Source organism: Pseudochrobactrum sp. B5, assembly GCF_001939785.1.
Taxonomy (GTDB): domain Bacteria; phylum Pseudomonadota; class Alphaproteobacteria; order Rhizobiales; family Rhizobiaceae; genus Pseudochrobactrum; species Pseudochrobactrum saccharolyticum.
In genome coordinates this window covers 1,148,288-1,161,895 of sequence record NZ_MOYL01000001.1, presented here as the reverse complement: position 1 = coordinate 1,161,895, position 13,608 = coordinate 1,148,288, and the positions used below count along the sequence as shown (strand labels likewise).

Sequence of the window (13,608 nt, the reverse complement as noted above, 5' to 3'; positions counted from 1 at the left end):
ATATGACGAAAAAGCGCCTCCAAGCCTCCCCCAACAACTGTCCGACGATGTTTCCTGCCGTGTCGGGAGATGATGCTCCTGCGCAAAAGCTGCTGGCATGGTATGATCGTCATCACCGTATTTTGCCATGGCGCGTAACGCCCGTTGAGCACGAACAAGGTGTGCGTCCTGATCCTTACCGCATCTGGTTGTCGGAAGTCATGCTGCAACAAACGACGGTTGAAGCGGTTAAAGCTTATTTCCTCAAATTTACCGGTCTGTGGCCGGATGTGCAGGCACTTGCCGATGCCACCGAAGATGATGTGCTGCGTGGCTGGGCGGGGCTTGGTTATTATTCCCGAGCCCGCAACCTGAAGAAATGCGCGGATATGGTAGCCTCTCAGCATAAAGGGCAGTTTCCGGCGAGTGTGGAGGGTCTCAAACAATTGCCGGGTATCGGCGATTATACTTCAGCGGCCATTGCGGCCATTGCCTTCGATATTCCGGCTGCGGTTGTCGATGGTAATGTCGAGCGCGTAGTGAGCCGCCTGTTTGCGATCAAAACCATGATGCCTCAGGCCAAGACTGAAATTCGCAAATTTACAGAGCAACTCACTCCGCAAACCCGCCCCGGTGATTTTGCGCAGGCGATGATGGATCTCGGCGCTACAATCTGCACACCTAAGAATCCGGCCTGCATTCTCTGCCCGCTCAATGATAATTGTGCAGCCTTATTGGAAGGCGAACCGGAGCTTTATCCTGTCAAAGCACCGAAAAAGGCACGCCCTGTCCGCTATGGTGCGGCTTTTATCATTCTCTCACCGCAAGGCGATGTTTACTTGCGAAAACGCCCTGACAAAGGCCTGCTTGCCGGCATGAGTGAAGTACCGAACAGCGAATGGATCGCGGCAGATGAAGCGACCTCTCCTGAGCATATTGCACAATTGACCAGTACTGATCCGGCACCAATTGCTGCAAACTGGCAGCCAAGCGGCACCATCACTCATATTTTCACTCATTTTGAATTACGCCTCAGCGTTTATAAAACGGATGTTTCAACCATGCCGCCAAGCAATAATGGCTGGTGGGTTGCCCAGAACAATCTCGAAAAAGAAGCGCTGCCGACAGTGATGAAGAAAGCCATCAGCGCCGCCCTGCCTGACACTTTCAAATGAACAACCGGAAAAATGCTATGTCCAAAGACGCAGATAATATTATTCCGCTATATGAAACGCATGCGCAGAAATGGGATGATATCCGGCGTGGCAATGCTGCAAAAGGCCTGATGGAAGCGGAATGGCTGGCACGTTTTACCGGTCTGTTACCTCATCAAGGCTCTGTTATGGATATCGGTTGCGGTGCGGGCGAGCCTATAGCCGGTCATCTGATCCGCTCAGGCTTTCAGCTGACCGGCATCGACAGTTCTGCCAGCCTGATAGACTTCTGCCGCACCCGTTTCCCTCAGCAGCAATGGCTGGTCGCAGATATGCGTGAGCTATCTCTCCCGCAGAAATTTGACGGCATACTCGCATGGAACAGTTTCTTTCACCTGCAGCGTGATGATCAGCGCCGGATGTTTCCCCGCTTTGCAACACTCGCTGCAGAGAATGCAGTTCTGATGTTTACCAGCGGCACTGCAAATGGCGAAGCAATCGGCACTTTTGAAGGGCAACCGCTTTATCACTCCAGCCTCGCACCGGAGGAATACCGCAGTCTTTTATCCGAGAACGGTTTTGACATTGTGCAATATGTGGAAAATGACCCGCATTGCGGTCATCTCACTGTCTGGCTCTGCCGTAAAACTTCCTGAAGCAGTCCACAAAAAAAGCGCCGGCTCAACACCGGCGCTTTAAGGCTCAGACATCTCTGGAGGTCAGTCCGATAATTATGCGTGGCCTGTGCTTAACACATCAAACCAGCGCAAAATGCTGTAGAAAATACCAGTATCAAGTGCCGGTATTCTGCCGTTCGTTTTATGAACCGGCTTGAGCCATATTCACACGAATTTCAGCGCGCAGCGCATCAATCGGCTTCAACACGCCATTCTCTTCATAATGCCAGAATGTCCAGCCATTGCAGGCATCAAAGCCCTGTACCTTGGCACCCATACGGTGAATGGAACCGGCATCGCCATTGGCAGACAGAGTACCGTCTGCACGAACAATTGCTGCATGACGACGTTTGGCATCACACAGAACTGTACCCGGACGCAGCAGACCGGCTTCAATCACGCTAACGAAGGCTACACGTGGTTCAGCACGCTTGCCGGTCATGACTTTCAGTTCGGTTTTTCCCAAAGGCTCAACAGCTTCGATACGCTTGGTTGCCGCATCAATGTAAGACTGTTCACGCTCAATACCGACAAAATGACGGCCGAGACGCTTGGCAACCGCACCGGTAGTGCCGGAACCAAAGAACGGATCGAGGATCACATCACCAGGCTTCGATGAAGACATCAGAATACGGGCAAGCAATGCTTCCGGTTTCTGGGTCGGATGAACCTTATCGCCATTATCGTCTTTCAGACGCTCACCGCCGGTGCAAATCGGAAACAGCCAGTCAGAGCGCATCTGCACATCATCATTGGCGGCTTTCATGGCTTCGTAGTTAAACGTATAGCCTTTGCTCTTCTGATCGCGGGATGCCCAGATCAGCGTTTCATGTGCATTCTGGAAACGACGGCCGCGGAAATTCGGCATCGGATTGGTTTTGCGCCAGATAATATCGTTGAGCATCCAGAAGCCCAGATCCTGCAGCGATGCGCCGACGCGGAAAATATTATGATACGAGCCGATAACCCAGATGGTGCCGTTTGGCTTCAGCACGCGGCGGCAGGCCAGCAGCCATGCACGGGTAAAAGCATCATAAGCCTGAAAGCTGTCGAACTGATCCCAATGGTCATCAACTGCATTGACCTTGGTCTGATCCGGACGGTGCAGAGCACCTTCAAGCTGAAGATTGTAAGGGGGATCAGCAAAGATCACATCCACCGAATGATCCGGCAAACGATCGAGCGCAGCTACGCAGTCACCCTTAAGAATTGTATCGAGCCAGACCGAGCGCGGTGCAGCTTCTGGCAGATCTTTCACAAGACGAACAACGGACATGTGATACTCGCTAAACATAGGAACGCTTTACTGTCCTTATGGTTACCGAACAGGGTAAACATGGGGTTAATCGAATTGTTAAAAAGCGTTATCAGGCGCGAAAATCGTCAAATTTCTTTAAAATTAACGCAAAACAGCACTCACAAACCACTGTAAATACTTAATAATTTTTAACACTTGGCGAAATTGCGGTTCCAAAGCTTAAAATCAGACGCCGCAAATCACCCGATTTTGCCTGCTGATTTGCCTTGCCGATAAAACACAGAAGAGCCGGCAATTTCTTTTATCATTTTGACCCTCAATCGTTTTAAGTGTAAACAGTGCCCGTCCTCCCTCTCCTTTTGTTGCGAGCCCTGTTGCGGCTTTTGCAGCTTCTGAACATTTACGGATTTTTCATGTCAAAACCCCAGCTGATCCTCTTCGACTGTGACGGTGTTCTGGTCGATTCCGAGTATATTGCCGCACAGGTCGAATCCGAGCTTCTCACCGATGCCGGATATCCGATTTCACCGGAAGAAATTGCCGAGCGTTTTGCCGGTCTGACATGGCCAAGCATTCTGATGGAAATTGAACGGGAATCTTCCATTCCGATCTCCGCCTCGCTGATTGAAAAATCACGCAAAATCATGAAAGAGCGGATTACCAAGGAACTGCTCACTGTAGACGGTATTGAGGATGTGGTCAGCCAGCTTCAATATCCGAAAGCTATCTGCTCCAACTCCAATTCGGACTCTCTGGAACTGATGCTCAAGCGTTCAACGCTGTATGATGCATTTGCCCCGCATATTTATGCGTCGCGTGAGGTTGGCAATAAAGAGCCGAAGCCTGCGCCGAATGTTTATACCTACGCGGCTCAGCAATTTAATGCTGATCCGAAACAGTGTTTTGTGATTGAAGATTCAAGCCATGGCATCCATGCGGCACGCGCTGCAGGCATGCGGGTCATCGGCTTTACCGGCGGTGCTCACACCTATCCGGGTCATGCAGACAAGCTGACTGAAGCCGGTGCGGAAACAGTTATCAACCGTCACCGCGATCTGCCTGCCGTGATTGAAGCCATGGCAGAATGGGATGAAGGCTTCTGATAGCCTACCTGAGAAATGTAATAAAAAGGGCGTGCCACAAGCACGCCCTTTTTTATATCGTGATGATCAGGCCGCTGATTTCTTCGCGTCTTTCACGGGAGCAGTCAGTGCAGCATAAATCTGCTGTGCTTCTGTCTCGCTGAGACCAATCATCGGACGGCCTTCAATCATAACCGGTTCACCGGAATCCATTTCAAAAATGGCCCAGGTATCGGTTGGTTCCTGAATGAGTTCATATACTGTCATCATGCCAGCAGTCTAAACGTTAGAGATTACAAATAGTTTCATTCTTTCATCGCTTTAACGATGAACAGGCGGTATTTTCCCGTAAGCACATCCGAAAACCGGACAAATCACTGACAAAAAATTCGCAAATAATTGATATTAAATAATATTTTTCAGATAAAAGTTTTATTTACCGTAAGAAGCTTTCAGATTTTCCAACCTGCAAAACCCACGGCAATATGAACCTATAGTAAATAATTTATGCACTAATTTTAGACACTTGGCAAATACCAGACAGAATACAGCATCTGCCAGAGCGTATCCCGAAAAGTGCGAAGCGCCTTCGCGGGGGAAAACAGTCCACCGGACTGTTTTCTTATCCCGCTTCGATCGGATAAGATACGCGTTAACACAAAGAGTTAGAGCATATCCCGCCAAGTGTATTCATGGCACTCGCTCTAGATTTTTTTCTGGCCGCATGTTCGCGAACGCTCAATGTGTCCATTTCGCTGCGACATGCTCTAGCTGCTTTTAACAGTATCACCGTACTGCATTGTGCTTCGGTGCATAAAAAAATGCCGCATTCCTTATCGGGAATACGGCATTTTTAACTGTCGTGACTTCAGATTAACCCTTGTTCGGGCCTTCATCAAAACCAATAAAGATCTGCACCTGACGTGACGATGCTTCAGGCACGCTCACCGGAGTTCCCGCAAACAGGAACTGTGTTGCCGACTGCGAATTATTCATCGCAACGGCCTGTTTATGCAGTTTTGTGGAGATCACTTTATCGCCTTCCATCACCACAACGCGGATCGGCATATTGATTGTGCCGTTGCGGAATTTCGGCCCAGGTACAACGCGGCCTGCGGCTGCAACTGTAATTGTCAGCGTACCATTATCCCGACGGCAATCGCGGGTCACATCGCTGATCGAAGCCTGATAAACTACACGGCTGCTGTCACCGTTTCCGCCCTTTTCATAAGTGCTGAAGAATGACGTTCCCTCACGCAGGCTGATGCGCGGGCAATAGGCCTGCAAATCTGCCTGTGTCACACGCTGCTCACCGGTTGTGGAAACAGCGCCCTGCTGACTGCCGCTGGTTGAGCAACCGGCAACCAACAAACCAAGCAATGCAGCTCCACCCAAACGGGTAAACCGCAATGAAAGAGGATTTAAACGTCCGAAGGTAGATTTCTGCATAAACCGGTCTTCCTGAATATTGAACCTGTTTGCGAACCGCTCCGGCAACGCGCCGTAACTGTTCTGTTGTCTTGTTTCCCGCATCTCACGAAAAGTTCCACTCTTTGTCTGATGCGTAAATTCTTCACCATCGCGCATTTTATCCAAAAACCGTTTCACACTTTTTGGAATGCGCCATCTTTGTCTATCGCGCATTTTATCCAAAAACCGTTTCACACTTTTTGGAATGCGCCATCTTTGTCTATCGCGCATTTTATCCAAAAACCGTTTCACACTTTTTGGAATGCGCTTTATACCCAAATCCTGCTGCGTCTTTGACATATCCATATGGACGCAAGGCGCTTAACATGCATTATGAGATAATATTTTCACGTTTTTTGTGAACAGGGCAAGCTCTATCCACCGATGCTTGCGTCAGCCACAAGAGATATGACAGGAAAACACCGCAAACTTGACCGAAACCGGCTCAAAACCGGCACAGAATTGCATTGACTGAATGAGGCCTGAAATCTTATGAAATATATCAGCACCCGTGGCGAAGCGCCGGTTTTGGGCTTTTCTGATGCACTTTTGGCGGGTTTGGCGCGGGACGGCGGTCTCTATCTGCCGGAAACCTATCCGCAATTTTCCTCAGATGACATCCGCAAGCTGCGCGGCAAATCCTATGTGGAAATCGCCCTCGCAGTCCTCACTCCTTTTGTGAATGGTGAGATTCCGGACACCGAATTTGAAAAAATGGTGCGCGAATCTTATGGCTCATTCCGCCATGATGCCGTCTGCCCGCTGGTGCAAACCGGTGCGAATGAATTTGTTCTGGAGCTTTTCCACGGCCCGACTCTCGCCTTTAAAGATGTGGCAATGCAGCTGCTGTCACGCATGATGGATTATACGCTGGCACAGCGCGGACAGCGCGCAACCATTGTCGGCGCAACTTCCGGTGATACCGGCGGCGCGGCGATTGAAGCTTTTGCCGGTCGCGACAATACCGATATTTTCATCCTGTTCCCGCATGGCCGTGTGTCACCTGTGCAGCAGCGCCAGATGACCTCATCTGCAGCCAGCAATGTTCACGCTCTGTCGATCGACGGTAATTTTGACGATTGTCAGAACCTCGTCAAAGGCATGTTCAATGATCTGAACTTCCGTGACACGCTTTCTCTCTCCGGTGTGAATTCGATCAACTGGGCACGTATCATGCCGCAGATCGTTTATTATTTCACATCAGCAATCAGCCTCGGCGCACCGGATCGCAAAGTGTCCTTCACTGTGCCGACCGGTAATTTCGGCGATATTTTTGCGGGCTTTGTCGCCAAAAAAATGGGACTGCCGATTGACCGTCTGATCATTGCCACCAATGACAATGATATCCTGTCACGCACTGTTGCCACCGGCTCCTATGCAATGCGCGGTGTGGAGCAGACCTCTTCTCCGTCCATGGATATCCAGATTTCCTCGAATTTCGAGCGTCTGCTGTTTGAATCCTATGATCGTGATGCAGCAGCTATTCGCGGGTTGATGCGCAGCCTTGGCCAGTCCGGTGAATTCACCATTGCCGATGCACCGCTCAAAACCATCCGCAATCAGTTTGCTGCCGGTCGTTCAACCGTTGCGGAAACCGCTGCAACCATTGACTCTGTGCTGAAACAGGACGGCTATCTGCTTGATCCGCATTCGGCTATCGGCGTTAAAGTTGCGCGCGAACACGCAGATACAGCCTCACCGATGGTGGTGCTGGCAACCGCCCATCCAGCCAAATTCCCGGATGCTGTGAAAGATGCCTGCGGTGTTTCTCCGGCTCTGCCTGCATGGCTCAGCGATCTGATGGAGCGTAAAGAACATTTTACGCGTCTTCAAAATGACCTGAAAGTGGTGGAAGATCATATCCGCAGCCACTCGCGAGCAGCAAAATAATCAAGGTTCTGCTGCAGCCATATGTTGTATTATGGCAGCAAATTTGCATAGATTTCGCTCTGCCCCTATATGTCACCTGATAAAACAACAGGGGCAGACGAGCTCTTCCGGAACGGTCACGTTCTTTCTTTGTCGCATTGCCATGCCCGTCAGACTCAAAGAAGCTGACGGTTAAAATACTCAGGGGAGTATGCCTAGAATGGGTGTAGAAGTTAGCGTTCTGTCCAACGGACTGACAATTGCCACCGAAACCATGCCGCTGATTGAAAGCGTGGCATTGGGTATCTGGGTCAAGGCAGGCTCCCGCAATGAAGCGCATAACCGCCACGGCATTGCGCATTTTCTCGAGCATATGGCCTTCAAAGGCACAGAAAACCGCAGTGCATGGCAGATTGCAGCCGATATTGAAAATGTCGGCGGTGAGATCAATGCCGCAACCAGCGTTGAGACCACCTCTTATTATGCCCGCGTTCTGCGCAACGATTTGCCGCTGGCGATTGATATTCTGGCCGACATTCTCACCAGCTCAAAATTCGATGAAGATGAGCTGGAACGCGAGAAAAACGTCATCATGCAGGAAATCGGCGCGGCCTATGATACGCCCGATGACATTGTTTTCGATCGATTTTCTGAAACATCCTATATGAACCAGCAGATCGGACGCTCCATTCTCGGCACACCGGAAACGGTGCAGTCCTTCACACCGGGTGATCTGCGTAATTATATCAATGAACAATATAGCGCCGACCGTATGGTTGTTGTCGCTGCCGGTGCCGTTGACCACGCCTCGTTTGTGCGCGAAGTGGAAAGCCGTCTCGGCGGTTTCCGCGCAACGACACAGGCTGCAGCGCCGGTGAAAGCGTCCTATGTCGGCGGTGACTACCGCGAAGAACGTGACCTGATGGATGCGCAGGTGCTGATCGGCTTTGAAGGCCGCGCTTACCATGTGCGCGATTTCTATGCCTCACAGCTTCTGGCAACGGTTCTTGGCGGCGGCATGTCTTCCCGCCTATTCCAGCAGGTGCGTGAAAAGCGTGGTCTGTGCTATTCTGTCTATGCCTTCCATTGGGGCTTTTCCGATACCGGCCTGTTCGGCATTCATGCGGCAACAGGACGTGAAAACCTTGAGGAACTGGTGCCGGTTGTTCTCAACGAGCTTTATGAAGCATCGAGTAATATCAATATTCAGGAAGTTGACCGCGCCCGTGCACAATATCGCGCCGGCCTCTTGATGTCGCAGGAAAGTGCGGCAAGCCGTGCCGGCCAGATTGCCCGCCAGATGCTGCTTTATGGTCGTCCGGTACCGAATGAAGAACTGCTGGAGCGCCTGAGCCTGATTACACCGGAACGTCTGACAGATCTTTCCGGTCGCATGTTCCTCGACAGCAAACCGACCATTGCCGCTGTCGGCCCTGTCAGCCAGATGATGGGCTATGACGATATTCACGGCACGTTGCGCGGCTTCGCCGCGAATAAGCGTCCGGCACTGGCAGTTTAACTTAACAGGCTGGGTATCATGATCAGCTTTCCCTTCAGCAAAACACCGTCTGTGTATCTGAAGGGGGAGCGTCTGTTTTTGCGTGAGCCGCAATGGTCTGATTACCGCCAATGGGCAAATCTGCGCGAAAAAAGCCGTGCTTTTCTAACCCCGTGGGAGCCGGTATGGCGGGATGATGAGCTGGAAAAATCGAGTTTCCGGCTGCGGCTGCGCCATTACTCTGAAGAAGCACGCAGCGGAAATGCATGGTCGCTGTTTTTATTCCGCAGGTCTGACAATGTTTTGCTGGGGGGAATCACCCTCGGTAATATCCGGCGCGGTGTCGCCCAATCCGGACAGATCGGCTACTGGTGCGGCGCACCTCATGCAGGCCAAGGCTATATGTTCGACGCTTTGAAACTGGTTATCCCCTTCGCATTCAGTGAACTGCGGTTGCACAGACTTGAAGCTGCCTGTATTCCGTCTAATCTGCGTTCGGTCAGGCTTCTTGAAAAAGCCGGATTTTTACTGGAAGGCACATTGCGCTCCTATCTCAAGATTAACGGCCTGTGGCAGGATCATCTGCTCTACAGCCTGATTGAGGGAGAAGAGCAGCGCAGAGGTCTTTCTGTTAAAACAACAGCCGTCTGACCGTTAAGCGCAAAGCACCTGATACCAAGACAAAAAGGTAAAGATAGTGACAGAAAACTTTCAGAACCGATTGAAAACGTTTTTCTGTGTGTTTGCCTTTATCGCAGCATTATTGCAGATCACGGTTCCTGCATCCGCAGTTGAGCCGATCAAAATTTCCAAAGAAGACACGGCTCTCGACCTCACCCGCGCTGTGCAGATCATGCATAATCAGGGCGATACTGTGCAGGTTTCCACTGCTCCCGGTGCAGACGGCATTGTGCGCCGCATTGAAGTGCAGGCCGACAAGGACAAACGCTCCAGCGGTAACTGGGCAGCTTTTGCTATTGCCAATCCGACCGATGAGCAGATTGACCGTCTGATTGTTGCCCCGCATTACCGCCTTGTGAAATCGGGCTTTGTCTGGCCGGATCTGGGTTCGCAGCGCATCTCCTCCATCACGCCGAGTGAGGGCTTTGCGCTTGACCGTCAGGTCAGCCCTGATGCGGATGTGTTTCTGATTACCATCAATCCGGGCTCGGTAATTACACTGGTTGCGGAAATGGCCTCTCCTAACCTGCCGCAGCTTTATCTGTGGGAGCCGGATGCCTATAAAGACACAATCAACTCCTATACGCTCTATCGCGGTATTCTGCTCGGTATTTCCGGCCTGCTGGCGCTGTTTCTGACCATTCTTTTTGTCGTGCGCGGAACATCACTGTTTCCTGCTGCTGCGGCACTGGCATGGGCGGTTCTGGCCTATATCTGCGTGGATTTCGGCTTCTGGAACAAGCTGATCGCCATCACCCCCGGCAATGAGCAAATGTGGCGGGCGGGCACGGAAGTGGCACTGGCTGCCAGTTTCCTGATTTTCCTGTTCACCTATCTCAATCTCAACCGCTGGCACGACCATTTTTCCTATGGCGCTGTGGCATGGGTTCTCGGCCTGATGATGCTGAGCGGTGTGGCGATTTTTGATCCGCCGATTGCTGCCGGTATTGCCCGCATCTCTTTTGCTCTGACTGTTATCTGCGGCATCGTCATTATCGGCATTCTGGCTTTGCGCAGCTATGACCGCGCGATTATGCTGATCCCCACATGGCTGCTGATTGCCATATGGATGACCGGTGCATGGCTGGCCGTTTCCGGCCGTCTGGACAATGATATCGTGCAGCCTGCGCTTGGCGGTGGTCTTGTGCTGATCGTTCTGCTGATCGGTTTCACCGTGATGCAACATGCTTTTGCAGGCGGTGTACTGCGTGTCGGCCTGTTCTCCGATATGGAACGGCAGGCGCTGGCGGTTATCGGTTCCGGCGATATTGTCTGGGACTGGGATGTGCCGCGCGACCGTGTGGTCACCACACCGGATATTGCCACCTATCTCGGCACCGCCGCTTCAAGCCTGCTCGGCCCTGTGCGTAACTGGCTACCGGTGATGCATGGCGATGACCGTGACCGTTTCCGCACCACGCTGGATGCTATTCTTGAAAACCGTCGCGGCCGTATTCATCAGACTTTCCGCCTGCGTGCCAATGACGGTCACTATCACTGGTATCATCTGCGCGCGCGTCCGGTTATCGGTTCGGATGGTGAAATTGTGCGCTGCGTCGGAACGCTGCATAATGTGACCGAGCAGAAAAAGGCCGAAGAACGCCTGCTGCATGATGCCGTGCATGACAATCTTACCGGTCTGCCGAACCGCGAGCTGTTCCTTGACCGCCTCGCCAATGTCATGAGCATGTCCTATAATGAGAGCAGGCTCAAACCGACCGTTTTTGTTATTGATATTGACCGGTTCAAACAGGTCAATGACAGCCTCGGCATGTCAGCCGGTGACACAATCCTGCTGACGATCTCGCGCCGCCTGTTCCGGCTGATGAAGCCGCAGGATACGCTTTCAAGACTGTCTTCCGACCAGTTCGGCCTGATCCTCGCGTCTGAATCTGATCCGGCAAAGGTTGCAGCCTTTGCCGAAGCGCTGCGTCAGGCCATCCGCGCGCCGATCTCTTATGCCAAGCGCGAGATCGTACTGACCGCTTCCGTTGGTCTTCTTACATGGACAGCCAATGCTGCCAATGCGGAAGATATGATAAAAGATGCGGAACTGGCCATGTATCAGGCCAAGCGTTTTGGCGGTGACCGTATTGAGCCGTTCCGCCCATCCTTCCGCGCTATCGGCAGTGACAAGCTGCAGCTGGAATCCGATCTGCGCCGCGCCATTGAGCGCAAGGAAATCACAATTGCCTATCAGCCGATTGTGAATTTGCAGGACGGCACTATTGCCGGTTTTGAAGCGCTGATGCGCTGGGAACATCCGCGCCGCGGACCGATTTCACCATCTGAATTTATTCCGATTGCCGAAAATTCAGGCCTTATCGTGCCGCTCGGTCTGTTTGCCATGCAGCAATCAGCCAATGACCTGTTCAACTGGCAGGAAAACCTGTCGCGTCCGAACCTGTTTGTCTCCGTCAATCTGTCCAGCACCCAGCTGATCCGTCAGGATTTGCTCAGCGATGTCCGTGCGATCCTGTCCCGTACGCATGTGACCAAAGGCACGCTCAAACTGGAACTGACAGAATCCGTGCTGATGGAAAATCCGGAACAGTCAGCGCATATGCTGAACGAGCTGAAATCCATGGGTGTCGGCCTGTCACTGGATGATTTCGGCACCGGTTATTCATCGCTGGCTTATCTGACACGCTTCCCGATTGATATGATCAAGATCGATCGCTCCTTCGTCAAAGGTGATAAGCCGCAGAAAGCGACGCTGCTGCGCTCCATCATTCGCATGGCGCAGGATCTGGAACTCAAGGTTGTCGCTGAAGGTGTTGAAAGCGAACAGGACGCCATGCAATTGCGTGAAATGGGCTGTGAATATGTCCAGAGCTTCCTGTTCGGCCAACCGATGACTGCTGAAAATGCAGCCCGCCTGCTCAATGGTCAGACAGTAGAATAAGCATAATTCGTCAAAAATAAAAAACACCGCCTCTCCTGCCGAGGCGGTGTTTTTTTATGTATCAGACTTTGCTTCAAGCATGTCCGGCCTGCACAACGAGGCGTGCAGGATCGACGCCCATCTGCGCCATGACGCGATCATATTTGCCGAGAATATCCGTATCAAACAGCAAATCTGTGGTCGGCGGGCAGATCAGCCAGTCATTACTCGCAATTTCACGTTCAATCTGCCCTGCATCCCAGCCGGCATAGCCAAGCGCCATCAGTGTTTTATCCGGCCCGATACCATCCGATATGGCATGGAGAATATCCATCGTCGCGGTCATACAGATATCATCGGTGACAGGAATGCTGGTACCGACCATAAAATCATCACTGTGCAGCACAAAACCCCGTCCTGTTTCAACAGGGCCGCCACGGCGCACCATCAGCGAGCGGGCTTTTTCGGGCAGCAAAATGCTCTGCGCCTGCGTAATAATACCAAGGCGGATCAAGAGGTCGGGAAACTCAAGCGGCTGCAGCTGGTTAATGATGAAACCCATCGTCCCCTGCTCTGAATGCGCACAAATATAAATGACCGAACGGGCAAAACGCTCATCCGTCATACCGGGCATTGCAAGCAGAAATTGTCCGTTGAGAAAACCGTTGTTCACCACACGCCTCTTTCAATTTCAATGCAACAGGATTGATAAAGATAAATGTGTAATTTTTGCCGTTCGCTGGGGATGATTATGCGTCTGTTTTATTCATTCACGGCATAGTGAATAATCAGCATAACACAACGCTTACATGAGCCAAGTCACATTTATCGAAGTTTTTTGAAGTGCAAAAATCCGTCTTGTATTTTTTCAGCCATTTCAGCGCATTACTTAAAATCAGTATTTTAGAAAATTCATATTAAAAGCGAAATATTCTGCCTGAATGAGAAAAATTACATGCCTGCCTGTCAGAATTTTCAAGAAATAGCGCTTCCGTAAAATCCGGCCAGAGGCTATGTATAATGCCAATATCCGTTACTCATAATCTGTATGAAGGA

At 51.4% G+C, this 13,608-nt stretch carries 11 protein-coding genes; 7 read left to right on the top strand and 4 right to left on the bottom strand.

Annotated features, from left to right (window positions below; all coding sequences use genetic code 11):
- Positions 1–47 precede the first annotated feature (47 nt).
- A complete protein-coding gene (mutY, locus tag BKD14_RS05155) occupies positions 48–1,154 on the top strand; it encodes an A/G-specific adenine glycosylase (RefSeq protein WP_075654495.1) in 1,107 nt (368 codons plus the stop codon).
- A 17-nt stretch (positions 1,155–1,171) separates the two neighbouring features.
- Complete coding sequence (locus BKD14_RS05150) at positions 1,172–1,789, top strand: class I SAM-dependent methyltransferase (RefSeq protein ID WP_075654494.1); 618 nt, start codon at positions 1,172–1,174, stop codon at positions 1,787–1,789.
- 163 nt (positions 1,790–1,952) lie between these two features.
- On the opposite strand, the gene BKD14_RS05145 is transcribed toward BKD14_RS05150, so the two are convergent.
- A complete protein-coding gene (locus BKD14_RS05145) occupies positions 1,953–3,086 on the bottom strand; it encodes a site-specific DNA-methyltransferase (protein ID WP_022711662.1) in 1,134 nt (377 codons plus the stop codon).
- 395 nt (positions 3,087–3,481) lie between these two features.
- On the opposite strand from BKD14_RS05145, the gene BKD14_RS05140 reads away from it, so the two are divergent.
- The gene (locus tag BKD14_RS05140; RefSeq protein WP_075654493.1) at positions 3,482–4,171 is read left to right on the top strand and encodes an HAD family phosphatase; all 690 of its coding nucleotides are present in this window, start codon (positions 3,482–3,484) and stop codon (positions 4,169–4,171) included.
- A gap of 66 nt (positions 4,172–4,237) precedes the next feature.
- Here the strand turns inward: BKD14_RS05140 and BKD14_RS05135 are convergent, their stop codons facing one another.
- Positions 4,238–4,417 (bottom strand): hypothetical protein, encoded by a 180-nt coding sequence (locus tag BKD14_RS05135; protein ID WP_348625517.1) that lies wholly within the window; start codon positions 4,415–4,417, stop codon positions 4,238–4,240.
- A gap of 606 nt (positions 4,418–5,023) precedes the next feature.
- On the bottom strand, positions 5,024–5,599 hold the full coding sequence (locus BKD14_RS05130; RefSeq protein ID WP_075654801.1) for a hypothetical protein: 576 nt from the start codon (positions 5,597–5,599) through the stop codon (positions 5,024–5,026).
- 513 nt (positions 5,600–6,112) lie between these two features.
- Here BKD14_RS05130 and thrC point away from each other — a divergent pair.
- The 4 genes from thrC (at position 6,113) to BKD14_RS05110 (ending at position 12,573) form a co-directional block, all read left to right on the top strand.
- On the top strand, positions 6,113–7,510 hold the full coding sequence (gene thrC, locus BKD14_RS05125; RefSeq protein ID WP_075654491.1) for a threonine synthase: 1,398 nt from the start codon (positions 6,113–6,115) through the stop codon (positions 7,508–7,510).
- Between the two features lie 199 nt (positions 7,511–7,709).
- Positions 7,710–9,008, top strand: coding sequence for a pitrilysin family protein (locus BKD14_RS05120; RefSeq protein ID WP_075654490.1), 1,299 nt, complete (start codon positions 7,710–7,712; stop codon positions 9,006–9,008).
- 18 nt (positions 9,009–9,026) lie between these two features.
- The gene (locus tag BKD14_RS05115; RefSeq protein ID WP_075654489.1) at positions 9,027–9,638 is read left to right on the top strand and encodes a GNAT family protein; all 612 of its coding nucleotides are present in this window, start codon (positions 9,027–9,029) and stop codon (positions 9,636–9,638) included.
- 70 nt (positions 9,639–9,708) lie between these two features.
- Positions 9,709–12,573 (top strand): EAL domain-containing protein, encoded by a 2,865-nt coding sequence (locus BKD14_RS05110; protein WP_075654800.1) that lies wholly within the window; start codon positions 9,709–9,711, stop codon positions 12,571–12,573.
- Positions 12,574–12,646: 73 nt separating this feature from the next.
- Here the strand turns inward: BKD14_RS05110 and BKD14_RS05105 are convergent, their stop codons facing one another.
- Entirely contained in the window at positions 12,647–13,225 is a 579-nt protein-coding gene (locus BKD14_RS05105) for a YqgE/AlgH family protein (RefSeq protein WP_225687223.1), read from the bottom strand.
- Positions 13,226–13,608 lie beyond the last annotated feature (383 nt).